Raw genomic sequence first — 22,176 nt, forward strand, 5'->3', positions numbered from 1 at the left:
TTGTCGCCGGTCATCCTGCCTCAGCGCGGGTTGGAATGCTGGTTGCGAACCTGCTCATAGGGAATTTCAAAGACGCGCTTGTCGAAGGCAAGACCGGTGCGGACATTGGTGATCATCACGGCTGTTTCCTTGCCCTGATTGTCGGTGATCGTCCATTGCCGCAACTCGTAGGTTGCCGGATCGAACAGCATGGTGATGGTCTGGTCACCGAAAATCGTCTTGTCACCAAGGGTGATGGTGATGAGATCCGGCTCTTCCTTCACCTCGCGCACCATCTTGCCCTTGAGGTCGATCTTGTCATCGAGCAGCAGGGCAAGCGGAGTCTTGGACAGCGGGTAAAGATCCCAGGTCTTGAGTTTCTGGTTGCCGAGAACCACCGATTTGCCATCGGCGATCACGCGCAGCGGCGACGGCGGATCGTAGTTGAAGCGGATCTTGCCGGGCCGTTCGAGGAAGAACTTGCCGCCGGTCTGTTCGCCACGCGGGCCGAACTGCACGAATTCGCCGGCCATCGTCTTCACCGAGGAAAAATGGTCGGCGATCTTCTGGGCAACCTGGTTGGATTGCGCCAGCACGGCGGGAACCGGAAGAGCCGCCGACAGGACGAGCGAACCGGCGCAGGCCAGAAGGTGGCGGCGGGTCATCGCGGTCTTGTTCTCAGCCAAATTGCTCATTCCGGTCTCCTTTTGTCTTTGCCGTCTCATGGCCTTCAAGTGGGGCGGCTTCAAGGCAATTCCAAGCCTGGGCCACTCAACGGGCGAGCACATCTTCTTCCGTCGGCACGAGAATCTCGCGCTTGCCGGCATGGTTTGCCGGGCCGACAATGCCTTCCTGCTCCATGCGCTCGATGATCGATGCCGCACGGTTGTAGCCGATGCCGAGCCGGCGCTGGATGTAGGAGGTCGATGCCTTGCCGTCGCGCAGAACCACAGCCACGGCCTGATCGTAAGGATCGTCCGATTCGGCGAGGTTGGAAGTGCCGGCCGGACCGCCGCCACCGCCTTCACCGTCCTCATCCTCGTCGGCGGTGATGGCATCGAGATATTGCGGCGAGCCCTGAGTCTTGAGGAAGGCGACCACTTCTTCGACCTCGTTGTCGGAGACAAAGGGGCCGTGGACGCGCTGGATGCGGCCACCGCCGGCCATATAGAGCATGTCACCCATGCCGAGCAGCTGTTCGGCGCCCTGTTCGCCGAGAATGGTGCGGCTATCGATCTTCGATGTCACCTGGAAGGATATGCGCGTCGGGAAGTTCGCCTTGATCGTACCGGTAATGACGTCGACCGACGGGCGCTGGGTGGCCATGATCACGTGAATTCCTGCCGCACGCGCCATCTGCGCGAGGCGCTGGACAGCGCCTTCGATATCCTTGCCCGCCACCATCATCAAGTCGGCCATTTCGTCGATGATGACGACGATATAGGGCAACGGCTGCAGGTCGAATTCTTCGGTCTCGTAGATCGCTTCGCCGGTCTGCCGGTCAAAGCCGGTCTGGACCGTGCGGGTGATCACCTCGCCCTTTTCGAGCGCCTGGTTGACGCGGGTATTGAAGCCATCGATGTTTCGGACGCCGATTTTCGACATCTTCTTGTAGCGCTCTTCCATCTCGCGGACGGTCCATTTGAGCGCGACCACTGCCTTTTTCGGGTCGGTGACGACCGGCGACAGAAGATGCGGAATGCCGTCATAGACCGAGAGTTCGAGCATTTTCGGGTCGATCATGATGAGGCGGCACTGTTCCGGCGTCATGCGATAGAGCAGGGACAGGATCATGGTGTTGATGGCGACCGATTTACCCGAACCGGTGGTGCCGGCGACGAGCAGATGCGGCATCTTGGCGAGATCGGCGATCACGGGATCGCCGCCGATCGTCTTGCCGAGCGCCACGGCCAGCTTGGCTTTCGAACCGTCGAAATCGCGCGATGCGAACATTTCGCGCAGGAACACCATTTCGCGGTTCTTGTTCGGCAGTTCGATACCGATCGCATTGCGGCCCGGCACGACGGCGACGCGGGCGGCGATCGCGCTCATCGAACGGGCGATATCATCGGCAAGGCCGATGACGCGCGAGGATTTGATGCCGGGGGCCGGCTCAAGCTCATAGAGCGTGACGACCGGGCCCGGATGGACATGCAGAATGGAGCCCTTGACGCCAAAATCGTCCAACACGCCCTCGAGAATGCGGGCATTGTGTTCGAGCGCCTCATTGCTGAGGCTCATATCCTTGGCGGCTTTCTTTGGTTCGCTCAGGAGTTCGATCGGAGGCAGGTCGAAGCCGCCGTCGCGTCGCGGTGCGGCAATGCGTTCCTGGCGCGGCGGCTCAACGGCGGCAGGTTTCGGCCGCGCAACCATGGCACCCGGGCGGGCGGGCTGCGGCATGGCGCCGGCCACGGGCGGCGGAACCGGAGCTTCGACCGGCGCACGCAAGCTCGGTGCGGGACGGCGCGGGCTGCGGATTTCCGGTTTGACCATCCAGCCGTCATCATCGTCTTCCGGCAAGATACCGGACGGAAGCGGTTCATCGATATCGAATGGCGGATCGTCATCGAAATCGTGCGTCGCGATCGGGGGAGCGGTCACGATACGGCGTGTCGCCGGCTGCGCCGCCTGTACCGGGCGCGGATCTGCCATCACGACGGGCGCTTCGCCATCATCGATGTCGATATCGTCGTCGTAATCTTCGGTCGGCTCCTCGCTGCGAAGACCGAATTCGTCGTCATGCAGGTCGTAAGGCGCCTCGAAATGACGACTGGCGGGCTGGCGGGCCTTTATACCCGTAAGGCGGCGCAGCCGCGCCTGCGCTGAATACCATGCATGGGTCGCATAGCCGGCCACGAACGCGAAGGGAGAATCGCGTTCCTCTTCCTCCTCCGGCTCAGGCACAGCAGCCTGTGTCCGGACAGTGCGGATCGGCATCACCGGTCCTTCGCGCGGCACTTCGCGACGCGGCGGTTCGGAGGTTGCAATCAGGTTGGCGGCAAAGGCAAGCAGGCCGAGTGCGGGGACACTCAGAACAGAGCCGATAACGATCGCGGCGATGCCTTCCGGATAGCTGCCGAGAAAAAGGGCCGGAAACTTGAGGATGAGGTCGCCGAAGACGCCGCCAAGCCCATTCGGAATCGGCCAGGTTGCCGGCGGGGCAAAGCAGGACAGGGCAGCGGAAGCCAGTACGGAGCCGGCAAACCAGCCGCCGGCACGTTGCAGCGGCCGATAGACGGGCACATTGAGGATCATCATCAGGGCCCAGGAGAATACCGGCAGCAGGGCGAGAACGGCGCCAAGGCCAAAGAACTGCATCATGAGATCGGCGAAATAGGCGCCGCCGGTGCCCAGGATGTTATCGGGTTCACGCGATGTTGCGTTGGAATAGGACGGATCGAGGACGCTCCAGGTCGAAAGCGCCGCGATTGCCAGCCCGAGAAGACCGATCAGGCCGATCCCGAGAATCACCTTGGCCTGCCGCCACAGGAAGCTGGTCACCGTGAAGCGGACGGAATGCGCCTGATAATCCGTCGAAATGCTTCTTGCCATGTTCGTTCAACCCGCCATTCATGCTGCCGATGGTCCGCGTGGATTGCGGACATGTTGGCGGAAGATTATCGGCGAGGGGTTAAACGACGATTAACCATGTGATGCTGATTGTTAAAATCCCGGTAAGGATGGGTCCGTCGTTCAGTTGCTGTCCATCCATTCAGCGATGAAGCGCGCAAAGCCTTCGGGATCTTCATCAGGCCAGAAGTGGTTCTTGCCCGGCAATTTCCTGTGATGATCGCCGCCGATTGCCCGCATCGCCGCGGCTGCGACCAGCTGGTAGGCCAGAAGCGATTGTTCACCGGTGACGATGGTCACGGGAACTTCAAGCTTGCCCAGATCTTCCGCTGTGATGCGTGGCGGCGGCGTCTGCGACAACAAGAGTGCCATCGTATGGGCATTGTCGAGCTGGATCTTCCGGCTTTCTTCGGGTTGGGTATCGAAAAAGCCGTGGCGATTTGCCGATCCATCGACGAGCGCCTTGAGAGCACCCACATGGTCGCCGGTTCTGTAGGCCTCGAACACGGGCCCGAACATGCTCTCGATCGATGTCTTGAAAGCATCGATCTCCTTCGGGTCGGTCATGAAGGTCTGAAAGCCGCTCTCGTAAATCAACATCGCTTTGAAAAGATCGGGACGCAACTGGGCGGCGCGCAGGGCCGCATGACCCGCATAGGACCAGGCAACAATGTGAATGGGACCGAGCGCCTGCGCTTCGGCGATCCCGATGAGATCGCGGGCATGTGTTTCGATGCCGAAAGGATGGCTCTCCGCTTTCCAGGCGCGGGTGCCGAAATGCCTCTGGGTATAGGTCATGGCGCGGCGGTCGGCCGACAGGATGCGGCAGTGCGGGGCAAGGGTGCGCCAGTCTCCGGCAGCCCCATGCAAGAGGAGCACCGGTCGTCCTGCGCCGACATCGAATATCTCGAATGTCTCGCCTTCAGCGGTAACGGGGCGCATTTCCAATGGATCGGTCATTGCTGTCTCGGTCGTCTTGCTTCTTCAAGTTGGCAAAGGTCAATATCAGAGGTGGTGTCCCGTTGGAAGGTTGCAAAATGAACGATGATGGAACCTAAGGCCAAGTTCTGCGTTCACAAATGAAACTTGAATGCCTAGATTAACAGGGCCGTACGGGCTTGCCGATACTGGCGGCCCACGCGTTTCAAAGGGAGACCCAAATGGGTATCGAAAGCCTGCTCGTTTTTCTGATCGTCGGTGCGATTGCCGGCTGGCTCGCCGGGCAACTCGTCAAGGGTTACGGATTTGGTTTGCTGGGCAACATCGTTGTCGGCATCATTGGCGCCTTCATCGCTGGTTGGCTGTTTCCGCGGCTCGGCTTCGGGGTTGGCGGCGGCTTTTTCTGGGCTATCCTGCATTCCACGATCGGCGCGGTGATCCTGCTGGTCCTGCTCAGGATCATCAAACAGTCCTGAGGGCCAAAGTCGGCGGAAAACTCGAAATTCGGCTCTCGCAAAGACCTGAAACACGCTCTATATAGGGCGCGACAGGAGTTTGCATGGCCAGTATTGACCAAACCGACGAATGGCGCGACCGCTATTCCCCTTCGCTCGAAGCGATCGAACAGCTGGCGCGCGAAGCCTATGGGCAGCTGCCCGAGGATTTTCGTGCGCTCTGCAATGATCTCATCATCGAGATTTCCGATTTTCCATCCGACGACGTGTTCGAAGACATGGCGCTCGAAACGCCATTCGACCTTCTGGGACTTTTCGAGGGTCGCGGCGTAACCGAGCGGTTTTCGGTGGAGAATGGTGAATTGCCGAACCGGATTTCGCTCTATCGGCGACCGATTCTCGATTATTGGGCCGAAAACGAAGAAACGCTGGGCGATATCATCACCCATGTGCTGATCCATGAGATTGGCCACCATTTCGGTCTGTCTGACGACGATATCGAAGCGATCGAGGCGCAGGCCGGCGAGGCCTGATCCTCAGATCCTTGCGGCCAGCGCCTTCAGTTCTTCGGTCAGGAAGTCCATCACCCGTCGGATGCGGCGGCTCGTCCGCAGGTCCTGGTGGGCAGTAAGCCAGACCGGAAGGGTGGGGATCGGCAGGTCAGGCACTACCCTGACGATTCCCGGGGCGTCGGCTGCCAGATGTTGCTGCGCAAATCCGATACCGGCGCCGGCCTTGACCATTTCCCAGGCGGCCACCTCATCGTCGGTCCTGATGGAGAAGAAGGAGCGTTCGGCGGGAATGCCGAGTTCTCGCATCGCCACCAGCATTCGGTCCTCGCGGTCGTAGCCAATCACGTCGTGATGTTTCAGATCGTCAATGGTCTCGGGTCTGCCGCGCCGGGCGATGTAGCTTTGATGGGCATAGGCCCCCAACGGTATCTCGGTGATCTTGGTGGCGATCAGGTCATTCTGCAGCGGCCTCACCATGCGTATGGCGATATCTGCGTCGCGGGCGATCAGGTTGGCGACGGCGTTGTCCGGCACCAGTTCGATTTCGATCGCGGGTTCCGCCTGCTTGAGCCGCGCCAGCATGGCAGGCAGGATGTAGATGGAGACGACCCGGCTCGCAGTAATTCGCACCGTGCCAGAGATACGCTCATCATGGCCGGCGGCCTTGAGGAGAAAGCGGTCGACCTCGTTCTTGACGGCGCGGGCCTCGTCGACGAGCGCCAGCCCGGTTTCGGTGAGCTTCATGCCACTACGACCGCGGATGAACAGGCTGGAGCCGAGCTTTTCTTCCAGCATGGAGATCTGGCGACCCAGCGCGGGCTGCGTCATCCTAAGGCTGCGCGCCGCCGCCACGAGACTGCCGGTATCTGCCACAGCAAGGAAAGTGTTTATCTGGTTCCAATCGAGATCTGACATATAAAATATTTTATATCAAAGATAGAAATATGTCCATTTAATATAGAAATATGTCTGTTAGTCTATCTTCATCAACAAAATATTCCGATGGAGAAAGACATGAAAGTTGCAGTTCTGGGGGCCAATGGCCGCGTGTCCAACATCGTCGCCAAGGCCTTCCTCGCCCACGGTCATGACGTGGTGGCGGTGACCCGTACTGGCGAGGCAAAGGGGCTGGCCGGTAAGGTGGAGTTTCGGGCGGCGGATGCGACGAGCGCCGAGCAGTTGATTGCGGCCACAAGCGGCGTCGATTTGATCTTCAACGGCCTCAACCCGCCCTATGACAAGTGGGAGGAGTTTGTGATGCCGATGGCACGCGCCGTCATGGCCGCCGCCCGCACTCATGGCGTGCCGCATCTCTTCATCGGCAATGTCTATAATTATGGAAAGCAGATCCCGCTCGATGCCTCGCCGGAAACCCGTCAGTTTCCGGAAACCAGCAAGGCGAAGATCCGCATCGAGATGGAGGCGTTGTTTCGCCGCGAGGCGATGGATCATGGCGTCAAGACCGTGATCCTGCGCGCTGGCGATTTCTACGGGACCGAGGGCACTGGCTCATGGTTCGACCAGATGATGATCACCAAGATCGAGAAGGGCACCTTCACCTGGCCCGGACCGGTCAACCTGCCGCACGCCTTTGCCTATACACCCGATCTTGCCGAAGCCTTCGTGGCGCTGGCCGAGCGGATGGCCGATCTGCCTGTCTATGACGAGTTCACTTTCGAGGGGCACACGCTCGATGGAAAACAGTTCCAGGCCCTGGTGGAAAAGGCGGTAGGCCGCAAATTGAAGACGGCGGGCGTCCCGTGGTTTGCCATCAGGCTCATGGGCCTGTTCCAGCCGATCCTCGCTGCACTTCACGAAATGCGCTATCTCTGGTTCACGGCGCATTCGCTCAGCAATGCCAAGCTCAAGTCGTTTCTGGGAGAGATCAAGACCACGCCACCCGCCCAAGCCGTTCGTGAAGCGCTGATTGCGCAGGGCAAGAAAGTCGTCTGACTGCCCGTTTAGGGCTGGATGGTGATGCGGGCGATGGTGCGGCGAACGAACGGCGCGACCACCAGCACGACGGGGAAGGCCATGGCCCAGCTCGGAAGCCAGGCTTTCAACCAGTGCAGCGGAAACTCAGCCGTAATGCCGAGTGCCATCAGCGTTGCAAAGCCTGAAACCATAAGAGACATCAGGCAGGACAGCATGAAGCCAAAGGCGAGATGTTCATAGCGTTTCGGAAGAAAGGGTCGCATGGGTCTCGCGAAAGGATAGCAAAGCGGGGATCGTTTGGCGTCAAATTTTCAGCAAAAAGGCGCATGTGCGGCAAGCACATGCGCCTTCTGGTTTCCTGTCAGGGATCAGGCAGCCCAGGGACGGGAGGCCGATGCCTTCTTCTCGTATGTGTCGATCGACGTGGCCTTTTCGAGCGTCAGGCCGATATCATCGAGACCGTTGATCAGGCAATGCTTGCGGAACGCATCGACATCAAACTTGATCACGCCGCCATCGGGGCCGTGAATTTCCTGGGCTTCGAGATCGACCGTCAGCGTTGCGTTCGAACCGCGGCTGGCGTCATCGAGCAGCTTTTCCAGCTCTTCCGGCGAGACGACGATCGGCAGAATGCCGTTCTTGAAGCAGTTATTGTAGAAGATATCGGCGAAGGAGGTCGAAATCACGCAGCGGATACCGTAGTCGAGCAGGGCCCACGGAGCATGCTCACGCGAGGAGCCACAGCCGAAATTGTCGCCGGCAACCAGGATCTGGGCGCTGCGATAGGCCGGCTTGTTGAGCACGAATTCCGGATTTTCCGAGCCATCTTCCTTGTAGCGGGCTTCGGCGAAGAGGCCCGAGCCGAGACCGGTGCGCTTGATCGTCTTCAGGTAATCCTTCGGGATGATCATGTCGGTGTCGATATTGACCACCGGATAGGGTGCGGCAATGCCGGTCAGCTTGGTGAATTTGTCCATGGGTCTGGCCTTCCGAAGTCCGAATTTGGTTCGGCAGAGGCTCTAGCGCAGTTTCCCGGCAATTTGAAGGGGAATCTTGCATTCGCTCCCGGCTTTGGCCATGGATGGACCGGACGCGCGCGAGGTGGCGATGATCGACAAACTCCAGTTCTTCCTGGCTTTGGCCCGGGAGCAGCATTTCGGCCGGGCGGCCGAGGAATGCGGCATCACCCAGCCGACGCTTTCGGCTGCCATCCGCCAGCTTGAGAACGAACTCGGCGTCATGCTCGTCAATCGTGGCTCGCGTTTCCAGGGACTGACGCCCGAGGGCCAGCGCGTGCTCGAATGGGCGCGCCGCATCGTCGGCGATGCCCGCACCATGAAGGAGGAAATGCGGGCGGTGAAGACGGGCCTCTCCGGCCATGTCCGGATCTCGGCCATTCCGACGGCGCTGTCGATCATTCCGCGCATCACCGCGCCGTTCCAGCAAAAACATCCGGATGTGACCTTCTCGATCCAGTCGGCGACTTCGCTGCAGGTGATGAACCAGCTCGAAAATCTCGAGACCGATCTCGGCATCACCTATCTTGGCAACGAGCCGCTCGGCCGCGTCGTGACGGTTCCCTTGATCGAAGAGAGCTATTATCTGGTCGTGTCACGTGATCAGCCGATCGCCAGTCGAAAATCGATCGGCTGGGGGGAGACTTCAGAACTGCCGCTCTGCCTCCTGACGCCGGACATGCAGAATAGGCGGATCATCGACCGCCATCTTGCCGATGCCGGTGCATCGGTGCGTCCGAAACTCGAATCCAATTCGATGATCGTGCTGTTTACCCATATCCTGACCGGGCGCTGGGCCTCGATCATGCCGCTTGATGCCGCGCGCTCGTTCGGTTTTGCCGACAGGGTGGCGATCATTCCGCTGATCGATCCCGAAGCCCATCACTCCGTCGGCCTCATCGCGCTCGAGCGTGAACCGAACACGCCGCTTGTTTCGGCTCTTTTGAATGCAGCCCGCAATCTCTGGCACAAGGATGGAGTTTGATAGAAAATTTCTATCGACCGACGGATCGCCGATATTGATCTTTGGCTGCGGTTTCTTCATCCTCCCTGCATGACTTGCGTGTGACCGACAGGGTTCCGGCCATACGAGAGGACTCCGGACAATTCGAAGAAGTGCGCGGAGACCGGAAACGAACCCTTTCCAGCCTCCTGATCAGCACTTCCGGCCTCTTATGGGTGGAGATGCATGAACGTTCATGTGAAAGCTGACGCGGTTGCCGAGCGGACGCTCGCGATCGTCGCCGAAATGAAGCGTCTCGAAGGACCGCTTCTGCCAATCCTGCATGCGCTGCAGGAAGAGTTTGGCTATGTGCCGGAGGCGGCGCTGCCGCTGGTCGCGAGCGAACTCAACCTGTCGCGTGCCGAAGTGCATGGCGTCGTCACCTTCTACCACGAATTCCGCAATCATCCCGCCGGACGCCACACGCTGCGCATCTGCCGCGCCGAAGCCTGCCAGGCGATGGGCGGTCGCGACATCGCCGAGCATGCCTGCGATTCGCTGGGGGTCGACTGGCACGAGACGACGCCCGACGGCAAAGTCACCCTCGAACCCGTCTATTGTCTCGGGCTCTGTTCCATCGCTCCCGCCGCGCAGCTGGACGGGGAGCTTCATGGTCGTCTCGACAAGAATACGCTGTCGGAAATCATCCGGGAGGCACGTCGATGACCGTCAAGATCTATATCCCGCGCGATTCCGCAGCGCTTGCACTCGGTGCCGAAAAGGTTGCCGCAGCGCTCCAGAGCGTGATCGACGAACGCAATCTCGATGTCGAAATCGTGCGCAACGGCTCGCGTGGCATGCATTGGCTCGAGCCGCTGGTGGAAGTCGCAACGCCGGAAGGCCGTATCGCCTATGGACCGGTGAAGGCATCCGATGTGGCGGGCCTGATTGCTGGTGGCCTTTTCGAAGGCAAGGCGCATCCGCTCTGTCTCGGCAAGACGGTCGAGATTCCGTTCCTCAAAGGCCAGACGCGCCTGACTTTTGCCCGTTGCGGCGTCATCGATCCGCTATCACTCACCGATTACGAAGCGCATGCGGGCTGGACCGGCCTCAAGCGGGCGATCGCCATGAATGCCGGCGATATCGTCAAGGAAGTCACCGATTCGGGCCTTCGTGGCCGTGGCGGCGCGGGCTTCCCCACCGGCATCAAGTGGAAAACGGTGGCGGATGCCGTCGCCGACCAGAAATACATCGTCTGCAATGCCGATGAAGGAGATTCCGGGACCTTTGCCGACCGCATGATCATGGAAGGCGATCCCTTCGTGCTGATCGAAGGCATGGCGATCGCCGGTCTCGCGACCGGCGCGACACGCGGTTACATCTACACGCGATCCGAATATCCGAATGCAATCGCGATCATGAGCGAAGCGATCCGCATTGCACGCGGTGCCGGTATCCTCGGCGCATCGGTTCTCGGTTCCGGCCGCGCTTTCGACATGGAGGTGCGGGTTGGCGCCGGTGCCTATGTCTGCGGTGAGGAAACGTCGCTTCTCAACTCGCTCGAAGGCAAGCGCGGGATTGTGCGCGCCAAGCCGCCACTTCCCGCCCTTCAGGGCCTGTTTGGCAAGCCCACGGTGGTCAACAACGTCATATCGCTTGCTTCCGTGCCGGTCATCCTCGACCGGGGTGCGGCCTTCTACAAGGATTTTGGCCTCGGCCGGTCGCGCGGCACCATTCCCTTGCAGCTTGCCGGCAATATCAAGCATGGCGGCCTCTACGAGGTCGCATTCGGTCTGACGCTGGGCGAGATCATCGAGAAAATCGGCGGCGGCACAGCTTCAGGTCGTCCGGTCAAGGCGGTGCAGGTGGGTGGGCCGCTTGGCGCCTATTTCCCGACCGCGCTCTTCGATACGCCGTTTGATTACGAGGCTTTTGCAGCCAAGGGCGGCCTGATCGGCCATGCCGGGATTACCGTGCTTGATGATACGGCGGATATGGCAGCGCAGGCGAAGTTCGCCTTTGAATTCTGTGCTGTCGAATCCTGCGGCAAATGTACGCCCTGCCGTATCGGTTCGACCCGCGGCGCCGAGGTGATCGAAAAGGTCATTCGCGGTATCGAGGTCGAGAAGAACCTCGCGCTGGCCGAAGACCTCTGCAACACGATGAAGTTCGGCTCGCTCTGTGCGTTGGGTGGTTTCACGCCCTATCCGGTCATGAGTGCGATTACCCATTTCCCGGACGATTTCCGTCCGGCAGTCGTTCGCGAGGCGGCTGAATGAGCGGCGATGCCACGGTCAGGGGGCCTGCCAGCTACTTCCCGTCAATCGAGAAGAAGTACGGCCAGTCGATTGCGTACTGGATTGATGTTGCAAAGGCCCAGCAGGGGCTGAGTCACATGCAGATCGTCGCCCATCTCAAGGATGCACATGGTCTGGGCCACGGTCATGCCAACGCGATTGTCGCCCACGTCCTAGCAGAACAGAAAAAGGCTTAAGGAAATGATCCTTTCGCCTGTGCTTTCCGGAGGAAATCTATGAGCCTCGTTCACGAAATCGACTACGGCACGCCCGCCTCGAAATCCGAAAACACCGTTACCGTCACCATCGATGGTCGTCAGATCACCGTGCCGGAAGGCACGTCGCTGATGCGCGCCTCGATGGAAGCCGGCATTCAGGTGCCGAAACTCTGCGCCACCGACATGGTCGATGCCTTCGGTTCCTGCCGGCTCTGTCTGGTCGAGGTCGAAGGAAGGGCCGGAACGCCGGCCTCCTGCACCACCCCTTGCGCGCCGGGAATGGTCGTCCATACCCAGACGGATCGGCTGAAGCAGATCCGCAAGGGCGTGATGGAACTCTATATTTCCGACCATCCGCTCGACTGCCTGACCTGTGCTGCCAATGGCGACTGCGAACTGCAGGACATGGCGGGTGCCGTTGGCCTGCGCGATGTGCGCTATGGCTATGAAGGCGACAATCACGTCAAGGCCCGTGACGGCATGGGAGAGGCCAACGCCCGCTGGATGGCGAAGGACGAGAGCAACCCCTATTTCACCTATGATCCGTCGAAATGCATCGTCTGTTCGCGCTGCGTGCGGGCCTGCGAGGAAGTGCAGGGCACCTTCGCGCTGACGATCGAGGGCCGCGGTTTCGACAGTCGCGTTTCGCCCGGCATGCATGAACAGTTCCTGGCCTCGGAATGCGTTTCCTGCGGCGCCTGCGTGCAGGCCTGCCCGACCGCGACGCTGACCGAAAAATCGGTCATCGAGATCGGCCAGCCGGAACATTCCGAAGTCACCACCTGTGCCTATTGCGGCGTCGGCTGTTCCTTCAAGGCCGAGATGCGTGGCGAGGAACTGGTGCGGATGGTGCCCTGGAAGGACGGCAAGGCCAATCGCGGTCATTCCTGCGTCAAGGGCCGTTTCGCCTGGGGCTACGCCACCCACAAGGACCGTATTCTCAACCCGATGATCCGCGAGAAGATCTCCGATCCGTGGCGGGAAGTGAGCTGGGATGAAGCCTTTGCCCATGTGGCCAGCGAGTTCCGCCGGATCCAGTACCAGTATGGCCGTGAATCGATCGGCGGCATTACCTCGTCGCGCTGCACCAACGAGGAAACCTATCTGGTTCAGAAGCTGATCCGCTCCGGCTTCGGCAACAACAATGTCGATACCTGCGCCCGCGTCTGCCATTCGCCGACCGGCTATGGCCTCGGCCAGGCCTTCGGCACCTCCGCCGGCACGCAGGATTTCGATTCGGTCGAGGATTCCGATGTCGTGATCGTCATCGGTGCCAACCCGACCGAAGGTCATCCGGTGTTCGGCTCGCGCCTCAAGAAGCGGCTCCGCCAGGGCGCCAAGCTGATCGTCATCGATCCGCGCAAGACCGAGATCGTTTCTTCGCCCCACATCAAGGCCTCCTATCACCTGCCGCTGAAGCCCGGCACCAACGTGGCCGTGATGACGGCGCTGGCGCATGTGATCGTTACCGAAGGCCTCTATGACGAAGCCTTCATCCGCGAGCGCTGCGATTGGTCCGAATTCCAGGACTGGGCCGAGTTCGTCGCAGCCGAACAGCATAGTCCCGAAGCGATCCAGGCGCTGACCGGCGTCGATCCGGATGCGATCCGTGGTGCAGCCCGGCTCTATGCCACCGGCGGCAACGGTGCGATCTACTATGGTCTCGGCGTGACCGAACACAGCCAGGGTTCAACGACCGTGATGGCGATCGCCAACCTTGCGATGGCGACCGGCAATATCGGCCGTCGCGGCGTCGGCGTGAACCCGCTGCGCGGCCAGAACAATGTGCAGGGTTCCTGCGACATGGGGTCCTTCCCGCACGAGCTGCCGGGCTATCGCCACATCTCCGACGATGCCACCCGCGCGATCTTCGAAAAGCTCTGGGGCGTCGAGCTCAACAAGGAGCCGGGCCTCCGCATTCCCAACATGCTGGATGCCGCTGTCGACGGTTCCTTCAAGGGCATCTACATTCAGGGCGAAGATATCCTGCAGTCCGACCCGGATACCAAGCATGTCGCTGCCGGGCTTGCCGCGATGGAATGCGTCGTCGTTCAGGACCTCTTCCTCAACGAGACGGCCAACTATGCGCATGTGTTCCTGCCGGGTTCGACCTTCCTCGAGAAGGATGGCACGTTTACCAATGCCGAACGCCGCATCAACCGCGTGCGCAGGGTAATGTCGCCGAAGAATGGCTTGGCCGACTGGGAAGTGACCCAGAAGCTCGCGCAGGCCATGGGCCTCAACTGGGCCTATAGTCATCCGTCGCAGGTCATGGATGAAATTGCTGCTACGACGCCGAGCTTTGCCGGAGTGAACTACGACTATCTGGAGAAGATGGGGTCTGTTCAGTGGCCGTGCAATGAAAAGGCGCCGGAAGGCTCGCCGATCATGCATGTGAACGGGTTCGTTCGCGGCAAGGGCAAGTTCATCCGCACCGAATATGTGGCGACTGACGAGAAGACCGGGCCGCGGTTCCCGCTGCTTCTGACCACCGGCCGCGTGCTCAGCCAGTATAATGTCGGCGCGCAGACGCGCCGCACCGGTAACACTGCCTGGCATCCGGAAGACCGGCTCGAAATCCATCCGCACGATGCCGAAAATCGTGGCATTCGCGATGGCGACTGGGTGCGGCTCGCTTCCCGCGCCGGCGAAACCTCGCTCCGGGCGCTGGTCACCGAAAAGGTGGCGCCGGGCGTCGTCTATACGACCTTCCATCATCCTGACACCCAGGCCAACGTCATCACCACCGACTTCTCGGACTGGGCGACCAACTGCCCGGAATACAAGGTGACGGCAGTCCAGGTGTCGCCTTCCAACGGTCCGTCCGAATGGCAGGAGGATTATAACGCCCAGGCCAAGCAGTCGCGCCGTATCATCGGCAAGCTGGAAGCGGCGGAGTAAGCACGTGCTGGCGGTATCCGGCAATCTTAGAGACAGGAGGACGCCATGACATTTGCGTCCTCCCGCTCGGTCCCGGAAACCGTCTTTCGCGGCGGACGATTCAGCGAATCCAGCCGCATCGTCGCAGAAGAATGCGCAATCGCGCTCTCCTATGGCGGCTCGACGGAAGCGGTGATGATGGCGACGCCGGCCGACCTCGAGGATTTCGCCATCGGTTTTTCGCTGTCGGAAGGCATCATCGCATCGATTGATGATGTGCGAGGCATCGAGATTGTCGAAGCGTCTGGCGGCATCGATCTGCAGATCGCGCTCAACGACAGGCTCGATCAGGCTTTGAGAGTTCGCCGCCGTGCCAAGGCCGGTCCGGTTGGTTGCGGTCTTTGCGGCGTCGAATCGATCGAGGAGGCGTTGAAGCCGGCGGCCGATGTTGCCGATGTCGATCTTGTCTGTAGCGCCTCCGATATTGCGGCGGCGCTATCTGAGCTGTCGGCAGCTCAGGCTCTGAATACCGAGACGCGTTCGGTGCATGCGGCCGGTTTCTTCGTGCCCGGAAAGGGCATGATTGCCGTGCGTGAGGATGTCGGCCGTCACAATGCGCTCGACAAGCTGATCGGGCATCTGGCGCGGACGGGTGTCGATGGGGCCAGGGGGGCCGTGATCATGACATCGCGGCTATCGGTGGAGCTGGTGCAGAAGACGGCCAAGCTCGGCTCGGGTTTTCTGGTCGGCATTTCCGCGCCGACCGCGCTGGCCATCGGGATGGCGGAAAAGGCCGGCATGACGCTGGTTGCGCTCGCCCGCGGTGAGGATTTTGAGATTTTTACCGGCCATGGCCGGATCAGAATGGAGGACAAGGCCGATGCAGCCTGAGAAGCTCGCCCGGATGGCAAACCAGATCGCCACTTTCTTCAAGTCGCAGCCGGCGGCAGAGGCGCCCGCAGGTGTGGCAAACCACATAAACAAGTTCTGGGAACCGCGCATGCGGCGTGAACTGTTTGCGATCATCGATGCCGGTGGCGAAGGGCTCGAGCCGCTCGTGATCGAGGCTTCCAAGCAGATCAACCGGCCAGCACCGATGGCTGCCGCCAACTAGCATGCTGATTGGTCCTGTCTGGCGGCCGGTCTGCCGGACCCTGTTTTGCCGGTATTGTCAGGCCATCTCTTCCATTGCCCGCTCTTTGGAATAGTGCTAAAGAGCCCGCCATGAGCAAACGCGCATCGAAAAGCTATTTCGTCGTGCTGCAGGACCGCAAGCGCCTGCCGCAGCGCTTTTTTGCTGCCCTTTCCGGCCGCGCGACTGCCCATCTTGGCTGATCTTCCCGTTGCTCCGGCAATCCGGGGCCAAGATGCATGCCCAACTTCCCTTAAAAACAGTCGGTGAACACCATGAGCGCACCTCGCACCCTTTATGACAAGATCTGGGACGATCACGTTGTCGATACCCAGCCGGACGGCACCTGTCTTCTCTATATCGATCGCCACCTCGTCCACGAAGTGACGAGCCCGCAGGCATTCGAAGGCCTGCGCATGGCGCATCGCAAGGTCCGCGCTCCGGAAAAGACACTCGCCGTCGTTGACCACAATGTGCCGACCTCGCCCGATCGCCATCTCGGCATCAAGAACGAGGAAAGCCGCATCCAGGTCGAGGCGCTTGCCACCAATGCTGCCGAGTTCGGCGTCGAGTACTACTCCGAAAACGACAAGCGCCAGGGTATCGTCCATATCGTCGGACCGGAACAGGGCTTCACCCTGCCGGGCATGACCATCGTCTGCGGCGATTCTCATACATCCACCCATGGCGCTTTCGGCGCGCTTGCCCATGGTATCGGTACCTCGGAAGTCGAGCATGTTCTCGCGACCCAAACGCTGATCCAGAAGAAGGCCAAGAACATGCTGGTGCGCGTTGACGGCCAGCTGCCGCCGGGCGTCACCGCCAAGGATATCATTCTCGCCATCATCGGCGAGATCGGTACCGCAGGCGGTACCGGCCATGTCATCGAATTTGCCGGCGAAGCGATCCGTTCGCTGTCGATGGAAGGCCGCATGACGGTCTGCAACATGACGATCGAAGGCGGCGCCCGCGCCGGCCTGATCGCTCCCGACGAAAAGACCTTCGAATATATCAAGGGCCGTCCGCGCGCCCCCAAGGGCGAAGAGCTCGAACAGGCGATCGAATACTGGAAGACGCTGCAGTCCGACGAAGGCGCCCATTACGATCGCGTCGTCGTTCTCGATGCAGCCAACCTGCCGCCGATCGTTTCCTGGGGCTCGTCGCCGGAAGATGTGATCTCGGTTCAGGGTACGGTTCCGAATCCGGATGACATTGCCGACGAAAACAAGCGGACCTCCAAGTGGCGCGCGCTCGACTATATGGGCCTCAAGCCCGGTACGCCGATCACCGACATCGCGATCGACCGCGTCTTCATCGGTTCGTGCACCAACGGCCGCATCGAAGATCTGCGCGCCGTCGCCAAGGTGGTCGAAGGCAAGAAGGTTGCCTCGACCGTCAATGCGATGATCGTGCCGGGTTCGGGTCTCGTCAAGGAGCAGGCGGAAGCCGAAGGTCTCGACAAGATCTTCAAGGAAGCCGGTTTCGACTGGCGTGAGCCGGGTTGCTCTATGTGCCTCGCCATGAACGATGATCGCCTCAAGCCCTACGAGCGTTGCGCGTCGACTTCCAACCGCAACTTCGAAGGCCGTCAGGGCTTCAAGGGCCGCACCCATCTCGTGTCGCCAGCCATGGCGGCGGCAGCCGCGATTGCCGGCCACTTCGTCGATATTCGCGACTGGAAATAACCGATTCCGAGAAAGCCGCCTTCGGGCGGCTTTCTTGTCTCTGCTATCGATTCAGCCCAAATGCAGATGGGCTTCGATCGCCGCCGCAATAAAGGCCTTGCGGGCTTCTGCCGGTTCAAGATGTCCGTGCAGCACTTCATCACACACATGGTCGGCGAGACGATAGCGACTTCCGCTCGTATCGGGCCAATGGTCGTGCAGGGTCTTAAAGGCTTGCCTCACGGTTCTGACCGTCGTTCGGGTGCCGGATTGGGGATCCTCGACGACGATGGCTGGCTTCCAGGCTGTCTTCCTCATGACACCACCTCCTGTTTCCGAGGCCTCTCATTCTCCGCCTGTTTGGCCGCTCTGTCAGTTCCAACCCTTTGCGGTGGTAAACCAACGGTTAAAACAGTGTCGTGCTGCGCCTTCAGTTGAAATCCAGCACCAGGGCCCGGTGATCGGAGACTTCCGGTTCCGCAACCACGTCGAAACGGACGATTGCGGCTTCTGGCGAAACGAGCAGATAGTCGGCATAGCGCCCGGCCTTGGCATAATAGGACGTTCTTGTATCGGAAAAGCCACGCGTGGTGATGAGCTCGGTCAATCCACGTTCTGAAAGCATTTCGAACGTTTTGCTGTCAGGAAGCAGATTGAAATCGCCGCAGACGATCATGGCTTCGCCTAGACGGCGGAAACGATCGACCAAGCTTGCGAGCCGTTCGGCCTGGGCCGTCCGCGCTGGCGTATCCGCCTTGCCGACCGGATCGCGCAGGCCATGCAGCTGGATGATGGTGAAAATTCTTCCGGTGTAACCGTCATAGAGCCGTAAGGCATGGGCGTTGCGCGGTCGCGGATGTTCGCCCCATCCCGAGGCGGAGAAATCGCCATGGATGAACGCAACCGCCTGCTCGATGACCGATAGACGATTGGAAACGAATGTGGCGATACCGAATTCCGAAGGATAGGGCCGGCCCACTTCATCCTCCAGCGTGCCGCGCGCCGATGGGCTTAACCAGCCGCGATGGTTCGGAACCGCGGCTGCGACTTCCTCGAAGAGACGGGCGCGCTGCGGCAAGACGAGATCGCCATCGCGATAGTCGAGCCATCCGGAGGGTGCTGCCGGCGTGTGCACGATTTCCTGCAAGCACAGGATATCGGCTCCAGCGCCGGCCAGATAGGGGATCAGCGGCTCATGGACACGCCCGCCCCAGGCATTCAAGGACAGGATTCGTACCATGGCTCCGCTTCTCCTCCGTGGTGGTTCCCTCGGTCGAGGCGACCCTATTGCGATGAGCGTCAGGAACCGATCAGAAGGTTGCCGTCATCGGATCGGGCCCGACACGATTTCCCGGCCCATCGAGCGCATCGAGTGCCTTGGTCGCCGCTTCGCCGAGCTCGAAATCGAAGACCTGGAAATTCTCGACGATGCGCGACGGGGTCACTGATTTCGGGATGACGATCAGACCCTTTTCCATGTGCCAGCGGATGATAACCTGCGCCACCGACTTTCCGAGCCGTTCGGCGACTTCGGTGATGACGGGATTGGCCAGCAGATGACCCTGGCCGAGCGGGCTCCAGGACTGGGTCTTGATGCCATGCTTTTCATGGAACTCGCGCAGAGGCTTCTGCTGGAAATCCGGATGCAGTTCGACCTGGTTGAGGACGGGGACCACGCCGGTTTCGCCGATGATGCGTTCCAGATGCTCCGGATAGAAGTTCGACACACCGATCGAATTGGCACGGCCTTCTTCCTTCAGACGGATCAAAGCCTTCCAGGCTTCGACATATTTACCGCGATGCGGCGACGGCCAATGGATGAGAAAGAGATCGACATAGTCGGTCTTCAGGCGCGCCAGGCTCTGGTCGAATGCCGTCAACGCGTCATCGAAGCTGTGGCGATCGTTCCAGAGCTTAGTGGTGAGGAAGATCTCCGACCGGGGAAGGCCGGAAGCGATCAGGCCTTCGCCGACACCGGATTCGTTTTCGTAAATGGCGGCGGTGTCGACATGGCGATAACCGGCATCGAGCGCAGTCTTGACGACCATTGCCGCCGTATCGTTCGGCGTCTGCCAGACGCCGAGGCCGACTTGCGGGATCGAGTGACCGTCGTTGAATTGGATTGAGGGTTGCGTGCTCAAGGGTCTCTCCTGCTGATTTGTCTGAAAATGGAGACCGGCCCGAAGGGGCGGAATGGAATGGGTCTCCAATATCGGTCACTTCATCCGGGGTTTAAAGGGGGATGACCGAAAATGTTGGATGTGGTTGGCCTTCCTGCTCTGTTACCGTCAGCCTTGTCGCATGGAGCAGGGTGAGGACGGATGGCGGGAATGGGAAAAATGCGGAGGCTTCTTTTGCTTCGCCATGGCAAGTCGGTCTGGCCCGACTTTGTCGATGATCATGACCGGCCGTTAGCCCCTCGGGGAGAGAAGGCCAGCCGGATCATTGGCGCTTATCTCGGTCGGCTCGATCCACGGCCGGACGGGGTGATTGTCTCGACGGCAAAGCGGACCATGGCAACCTGGGAAGAGGTTCGGCCGTACCTCGCCGCAAACCTGGACAGCACCGAAACATCGGCGATTTACGAAGCGTCCGCCGAAGATCTTATGGCTGAGCTTCGCAAGGTTGGTGATGAGGTTCAAACGCTGCTCGTGATCGGCCATAATCCGGGCCTGCAAGCGCTGGCATTGACTTTGATCGGTGAGGATCATTCGGATGCGGCCGCCCGGCTGGCAACAAAGTTCCCGACGGCTGCTCTTGCCATGATCGATCTTGCCATCGATCACTGGAGCGACCTTCACCCGGAGACCGGGCGTCTCTATGCCTTCGTGACCCCGAAAACACTCAACGAATGATCAGCGCCGCCTTCATGAAACTGCGCTCGTTGTGAAAGCGGCCGACTTCGGTGATCTCGTCTGGGGTACAGCCGACAATCAACTTGAGTTCGGTGTCCGATTTCATCAGATCAACGGTGCAGGCGACGGCGCTGACGCGGCGATCGTAAGCGGTGCCGATCCAGACATCGACGCCGCCCTGATCGGCGTTGCGCGTGCCTTCGAGATAGCCGTAGTCGAGCGGGTAGATCATCTTGGGAAAGCGCGGATGTGCGCTCCCCTTCGGTCGGTCGATGATGACCTGGCTGGTCTCGACCAACTGATCCAATGCCTTCCAGAAGGCGATATCGACGATCCTGTTCATGCACGGCTCCTTAAATGTCGGGAGCGGCATAGCGGAGTTTTGCAGAACTATTGTGTCAGTCCCGGGTGGGATGGCGATTACAGGATGCGGACAAGCGTTCCCTTCCGGATCAGTTTCAAAAGGCGCAGCATGTCGCCGCGACGAACAGCGACGCAGCCCTCCGTGGGCTTGTAGCCCGGCCTTGCGAGGTGGAAGAAGATCGCCGAACCGGCACCACGCCTGCGGCTCGAGATGTTCCAGTCCATCACGAGGCAGAGGTCGTAGAGATGATCGTCACGCATCATCTTCTCATGGCTCGGAGAGAAGGGCGTCCGGACGAGCCGGTTGTAGTTCGCATCGTCAGGGCTATCGCACCAGAGCATTGAGGACCGGATCGGGATCATTGGCAGGTTGGTTGAGGGCCGGGCCAGCCGGTCAGCGCGGTAGAAGCCATAGAGGATCGGCATCGCTGTGATCGGCGTGGCGCCATCACCCTCCCGTTTGCGGCTCGATCGGCCGGAACGACCGATGGCTGCCCGGAAGGTCAAGGGTCCCGCCTGGACAAGCGCCTTCCTGGGTTGGCCGGGAGCTGCGCGCACGGTGATCAAGGTCTTGTCTCTCTTGGCCATCATCACATTCTGTTGTCTTGCAGGTGAAGAGCGGTTTCGGCATTGGCTGAGCCAGGATTTCGCGGGCTTGTGCATCTGCCTGAAAATCTGGCATATCAAGCATGTAATCTGTGTCAAAGCAAAAGAAGCCGACCATGACAGCCCGGACTATCCTACTGGTGGACGACGACGCCGACCTGCGCGAGACGCTGGTGGAGCAGCTTGGGCTCTATGAAGAGTTCCAGGTCCGTGAGGAGGCATCGGCAACCAAGGGGATCCAGACCGCTCGTGCCGGGCAGGTGGATCTTCTGATCATGGATGTCGGTCTGCCGGACATGGACGGGCGCGAGGCCGTGAAGCTGTTGCGCAAGGGCGGTTTCAAGAGCCCGGTCATTATGCTGACGGGCCATGACACCGATGCCGATACGATCCTCGGGCTAGAGGCCGGTGCCAATGATTATGTGACGAAACCCTTTCGGTTTGCCGTGCTTTTGGCGCGCATCCGGGCGCAGCTGCGCCAGTACGAGCAGAGTGAAGACGCGACTTTCCAGGTCGGGCCCTACATTTTCAAGCCAGCGCAAAAGCTGTTGGTCGATGGCGATGGCAAGAAGATCAGGCTGACGGAAAAGGAAGCTTCGATCATCCGCTATCTGTTCCGCGCCGGCCAGAAGGCCGTCACGCGTGACGAACTGCTCGAGGAAGTCTGGGGTTACAATTCCGGCGTCACGACTCATACGCTCGAGACCCACGTCTATCGCCTGCGCCAGAAGATCGAACGGGATCCATCCAATGCCGAGATCCTGGTTACAGAAAATGGCGGCTACAAGATCATTCCCTGACGGAGCCTGAGG

The 22,176-nt window shown here is 60.3% G+C and carries 24 protein-coding genes; 13 read left to right on the forward strand and 11 right to left on the reverse strand.

Annotated features, from left to right (window positions below):
- Positions 1–20 precede the first annotated feature (20 nt).
- The 3 genes from Q4481_RS13570 to Q4481_RS13580 all read right to left on the reverse strand — a co-directional run bounded on the left by Q4481_RS13570 (position 21) and on the right by Q4481_RS13580 (position 4,509).
- Positions 21–674 carry a LolA family protein gene (locus Q4481_RS13570; protein ID WP_304376910.1) on the reverse strand — a complete coding sequence of 218 codons (654 nt, stop codon included), beginning with the start codon at positions 672–674 and terminating at the stop codon, positions 21–23.
- A 76-nt stretch (positions 675–750) separates the two neighbouring features.
- The gene (locus Q4481_RS13575; RefSeq protein ID WP_304376911.1) at positions 751–3,531 is read right to left on the reverse strand and encodes an FtsK/SpoIIIE family DNA translocase; all 2,781 of its coding nucleotides are present in this window, start codon (positions 3,529–3,531) and stop codon (positions 751–753) included.
- A 141-nt stretch (positions 3,532–3,672) separates the two neighbouring features.
- The gene (locus Q4481_RS13580; protein WP_304376912.1) at positions 3,673–4,509 is read right to left on the reverse strand and encodes an alpha/beta fold hydrolase; all 837 of its coding nucleotides are present in this window, start codon (positions 4,507–4,509) and stop codon (positions 3,673–3,675) included.
- A 200-nt stretch (positions 4,510–4,709) separates the two neighbouring features.
- Between Q4481_RS13580 and Q4481_RS13585 the strand changes: the two genes are divergently transcribed.
- Positions 4,710–4,964, forward strand: coding sequence for a GlsB/YeaQ/YmgE family stress response membrane protein (locus Q4481_RS13585; protein ID WP_304376913.1), 255 nt, complete (start codon positions 4,710–4,712; stop codon positions 4,962–4,964).
- An 83-nt stretch (positions 4,965–5,047) separates the two neighbouring features.
- Positions 5,048–5,476 carry a metallopeptidase family protein gene (locus Q4481_RS13590; RefSeq protein ID WP_304376914.1) on the forward strand — a complete coding sequence of 143 codons (429 nt, stop codon included), beginning with the start codon at positions 5,048–5,050 and terminating at the stop codon, positions 5,474–5,476.
- Positions 5,477–5,479: 3 nt separating this feature from the next.
- Here Q4481_RS13590 and Q4481_RS13595 read toward each other — a convergent pair whose 3' ends face one another.
- The gene (locus Q4481_RS13595; RefSeq protein ID WP_304376915.1) at positions 5,480–6,370 is read right to left on the reverse strand and encodes a LysR family transcriptional regulator; all 891 of its coding nucleotides are present in this window, start codon (positions 6,368–6,370) and stop codon (positions 5,480–5,482) included.
- 99 nt (positions 6,371–6,469) lie between these two features.
- Between Q4481_RS13595 and Q4481_RS13600 the strand changes: the two genes are divergently transcribed.
- Complete coding sequence (locus Q4481_RS13600; protein WP_304376916.1) at positions 6,470–7,408, forward strand: NmrA family NAD(P)-binding protein; 939 nt, start codon at positions 6,470–6,472, stop codon at positions 7,406–7,408.
- Between the two features lie 8 nt (positions 7,409–7,416).
- Here Q4481_RS13600 and Q4481_RS13605 read toward each other — a convergent pair whose 3' ends face one another.
- The gene (locus Q4481_RS13605; protein ID WP_304376917.1) at positions 7,417–7,653 is read right to left on the reverse strand and encodes a DUF2798 domain-containing protein; all 237 of its coding nucleotides are present in this window, start codon (positions 7,651–7,653) and stop codon (positions 7,417–7,419) included.
- A 105-nt stretch (positions 7,654–7,758) separates the two neighbouring features.
- Complete coding sequence (gene leuD, locus Q4481_RS13610; protein ID WP_304376918.1) at positions 7,759–8,367, reverse strand: 3-isopropylmalate dehydratase small subunit; 609 nt, start codon at positions 8,365–8,367, stop codon at positions 7,759–7,761.
- A gap of 130 nt (positions 8,368–8,497) precedes the next feature.
- Here leuD and Q4481_RS13615 point away from each other — a divergent pair, with 130 nt between their 5' ends.
- The 8 genes from Q4481_RS13615 to leuC all read left to right on the forward strand — a co-directional run bounded on the left by Q4481_RS13615 (position 8,498) and on the right by leuC (position 17,561).
- Positions 8,498–9,391 (forward strand): LysR family transcriptional regulator, encoded by an 894-nt coding sequence (locus Q4481_RS13615; RefSeq protein WP_304376960.1) that lies wholly within the window; start codon positions 8,498–8,500, stop codon positions 9,389–9,391.
- A 204-nt stretch (positions 9,392–9,595) separates the two neighbouring features.
- Entirely contained in the window at positions 9,596–10,075 is a 480-nt protein-coding gene (locus tag Q4481_RS13620) for a formate dehydrogenase subunit gamma (RefSeq protein WP_304376919.1), read from the forward strand.
- Entirely contained in the window at positions 10,072–11,628 is a 1,557-nt protein-coding gene (locus tag Q4481_RS13625; protein WP_304376920.1) for a formate dehydrogenase beta subunit, read from the forward strand. Before Q4481_RS13620 ends, Q4481_RS13625 begins: the two co-directional genes overlap by 4 nt.
- The gene (locus Q4481_RS13630; RefSeq protein WP_304376921.1) at positions 11,625–11,843 is read left to right on the forward strand and encodes a DUF4287 domain-containing protein; all 219 of its coding nucleotides are present in this window, start codon (positions 11,625–11,627) and stop codon (positions 11,841–11,843) included. Before Q4481_RS13625 ends, Q4481_RS13630 begins: the two co-directional genes overlap by 4 nt.
- Before the next feature lie 39 nt (positions 11,844–11,882).
- A complete protein-coding gene (gene fdhF / locus Q4481_RS13635) occupies positions 11,883–14,765 on the forward strand; it encodes a formate dehydrogenase subunit alpha (RefSeq protein WP_304376922.1) in 2,883 nt (960 codons plus the stop codon).
- A gap of 45 nt (positions 14,766–14,810) precedes the next feature.
- Complete coding sequence (gene fdhD / locus Q4481_RS13640) at positions 14,811–15,635, forward strand: formate dehydrogenase accessory sulfurtransferase FdhD (protein WP_304376923.1); 825 nt, start codon at positions 14,811–14,813, stop codon at positions 15,633–15,635.
- Entirely contained in the window at positions 15,625–15,858 is a 234-nt protein-coding gene (locus tag Q4481_RS13645) for a formate dehydrogenase subunit delta (RefSeq protein ID WP_304376924.1), read from the forward strand. The genes fdhD and Q4481_RS13645 overlap by 11 nt, the downstream gene beginning before the upstream one ends.
- 293 nt (positions 15,859–16,151) lie before the next feature.
- Positions 16,152–17,561 (forward strand): 3-isopropylmalate dehydratase large subunit, encoded by a 1,410-nt coding sequence (gene leuC / locus Q4481_RS13650; RefSeq protein ID WP_304376925.1) that lies wholly within the window; start codon positions 16,152–16,154, stop codon positions 17,559–17,561.
- 51 nt (positions 17,562–17,612) lie between these two features.
- Here leuC and Q4481_RS13655 read toward each other — a convergent pair whose 3' ends face one another.
- The 3 genes from Q4481_RS13655 to Q4481_RS13665 form a co-directional block, all read right to left on the reverse strand.
- Positions 17,613–17,858, reverse strand: a complete 246-nt coding sequence (locus Q4481_RS13655; protein ID WP_304376926.1) for a DUF982 domain-containing protein — start codon at positions 17,856–17,858, stop codon at positions 17,613–17,615.
- A 112-nt stretch (positions 17,859–17,970) separates the two neighbouring features.
- Positions 17,971–18,780 (reverse strand): endonuclease/exonuclease/phosphatase family protein, encoded by an 810-nt coding sequence (locus Q4481_RS13660; protein ID WP_304376927.1) that lies wholly within the window; start codon positions 18,778–18,780, stop codon positions 17,971–17,973.
- Positions 18,781–18,850: 70 nt separating this feature from the next.
- Positions 18,851–19,681: an aldo/keto reductase gene (locus Q4481_RS13665; RefSeq protein ID WP_304376928.1), complete on the reverse strand. Its 831-nt coding sequence runs from the start codon at positions 19,679–19,681 to the stop codon at positions 18,851–18,853.
- 198 nt (positions 19,682–19,879) lie between these two features.
- On the opposite strand from Q4481_RS13665, the gene Q4481_RS13670 reads away from it, so the two are divergent.
- On the forward strand, positions 19,880–20,395 hold the full coding sequence (locus tag Q4481_RS13670; RefSeq protein WP_304376929.1) for a SixA phosphatase family protein: 516 nt from the start codon (positions 19,880–19,882) through the stop codon (positions 20,393–20,395).
- On the opposite strand, the gene Q4481_RS13675 is transcribed toward Q4481_RS13670, so the two are convergent.
- Positions 20,385–20,738, reverse strand: coding sequence for a hypothetical protein (locus Q4481_RS13675; RefSeq protein WP_304376930.1), 354 nt, complete (start codon positions 20,736–20,738; stop codon positions 20,385–20,387). The genes Q4481_RS13670 and Q4481_RS13675 overlap by 11 nt on opposite strands.
- Positions 20,739–20,815: 77 nt before the next feature.
- A complete protein-coding gene (locus Q4481_RS13680; protein WP_304376931.1) occupies positions 20,816–21,349 on the reverse strand; it encodes a L,D-transpeptidase family protein in 534 nt (177 codons plus the stop codon).
- Between the two features lie 131 nt (positions 21,350–21,480).
- Here Q4481_RS13680 and Q4481_RS13685 point away from each other — a divergent pair, with 131 nt between their 5' ends.
- The gene (locus Q4481_RS13685; RefSeq protein ID WP_304376932.1) at positions 21,481–22,164 is read left to right on the forward strand and encodes a response regulator transcription factor; all 684 of its coding nucleotides are present in this window, start codon (positions 21,481–21,483) and stop codon (positions 22,162–22,164) included.
- The last annotated feature ends 12 nt before the right edge of the window (positions 22,165–22,176 follow it).

Source organism: Fluviirhizobium alvei, from assembly GCF_030551875.1.
Taxonomy (GTDB): Bacteria; Pseudomonadota; Alphaproteobacteria; order Rhizobiales; family Rhizobiaceae; genus Rhizobium_E; species Rhizobium_E alvei.

Excerpts from the sequence above, each read along its gene's own strand:
- Q4481_RS13570 (WP_304376910.1), bottom strand. The coding sequence starts at position 674 with ATGAGCAATTTGGCTGAGAACAAGACCGCGATGACCCGCCGCCACCTT.
- Q4481_RS13575 (WP_304376911.1), bottom strand. The coding sequence starts at position 3,531 with ATGGCAAGAAGCATTTCGACGGATTATCAGGCGCATTCCGTCCGCTTC.
- Q4481_RS13580 (WP_304376912.1), bottom strand. The coding sequence starts at position 4,509 with ATGACCGATCCATTGGAAATGCGCCCCGTTACCGCTGAAGGCGAGACA.
- Q4481_RS13585 (WP_304376913.1), top strand. The coding sequence starts at position 4,710 with ATGGGTATCGAAAGCCTGCTCGTTTTTCTGATCGTCGGTGCGATTGCC.
- Q4481_RS13590 (WP_304376914.1), top strand. The coding sequence starts at position 5,048 with ATGGCCAGTATTGACCAAACCGACGAATGGCGCGACCGCTATTCCCCT.
- Q4481_RS13595 (WP_304376915.1), bottom strand. The coding sequence starts at position 6,370 with ATGTCAGATCTCGATTGGAACCAGATAAACACTTTCCTTGCTGTGGCA.
- Q4481_RS13600 (WP_304376916.1), top strand. The coding sequence starts at position 6,470 with ATGAAAGTTGCAGTTCTGGGGGCCAATGGCCGCGTGTCCAACATCGTC.
- Q4481_RS13605 (WP_304376917.1), bottom strand. The coding sequence starts at position 7,653 with ATGCGACCCTTTCTTCCGAAACGCTATGAACATCTCGCCTTTGGCTTC.
- leuD (WP_304376918.1), bottom strand. The coding sequence starts at position 8,367 with ATGGACAAATTCACCAAGCTGACCGGCATTGCCGCACCCTATCCGGTG.
- Q4481_RS13615 (WP_304376960.1), top strand. The coding sequence starts at position 8,498 with ATGATCGACAAACTCCAGTTCTTCCTGGCTTTGGCCCGGGAGCAGCAT.
- Q4481_RS13620 (WP_304376919.1), top strand. The coding sequence starts at position 9,596 with ATGAACGTTCATGTGAAAGCTGACGCGGTTGCCGAGCGGACGCTCGCG.
- Q4481_RS13625 (WP_304376920.1), top strand. The coding sequence starts at position 10,072 with ATGACCGTCAAGATCTATATCCCGCGCGATTCCGCAGCGCTTGCACTC.
- Q4481_RS13630 (WP_304376921.1), top strand. The coding sequence starts at position 11,625 with ATGAGCGGCGATGCCACGGTCAGGGGGCCTGCCAGCTACTTCCCGTCA.
- fdhF (WP_304376922.1), top strand. The coding sequence starts at position 11,883 with ATGAGCCTCGTTCACGAAATCGACTACGGCACGCCCGCCTCGAAATCC.
- fdhD (WP_304376923.1), top strand. The coding sequence starts at position 14,811 with ATGACATTTGCGTCCTCCCGCTCGGTCCCGGAAACCGTCTTTCGCGGC.
- Q4481_RS13645 (WP_304376924.1), top strand. The coding sequence starts at position 15,625 with ATGCAGCCTGAGAAGCTCGCCCGGATGGCAAACCAGATCGCCACTTTC.
- leuC (WP_304376925.1), top strand. The coding sequence starts at position 16,152 with ATGAGCGCACCTCGCACCCTTTATGACAAGATCTGGGACGATCACGTT.
- Q4481_RS13655 (WP_304376926.1), bottom strand. The coding sequence starts at position 17,858 with ATGAGGAAGACAGCCTGGAAGCCAGCCATCGTCGTCGAGGATCCCCAA.
- Q4481_RS13660 (WP_304376927.1), bottom strand. The coding sequence starts at position 18,780 with ATGGTACGAATCCTGTCCTTGAATGCCTGGGGCGGGCGTGTCCATGAG.
- Q4481_RS13670 (WP_304376929.1), top strand. The coding sequence starts at position 19,880 with ATGCGGAGGCTTCTTTTGCTTCGCCATGGCAAGTCGGTCTGGCCCGAC.
- Q4481_RS13675 (WP_304376930.1), bottom strand. The coding sequence starts at position 20,738 with ATGAACAGGATCGTCGATATCGCCTTCTGGAAGGCATTGGATCAGTTG.
- Q4481_RS13680 (WP_304376931.1), bottom strand. The coding sequence starts at position 21,349 with ATGATGGCCAAGAGAGACAAGACCTTGATCACCGTGCGCGCAGCTCCC.
- Q4481_RS13685 (WP_304376932.1), top strand. The coding sequence starts at position 21,481 with ATGACAGCCCGGACTATCCTACTGGTGGACGACGACGCCGACCTGCGC.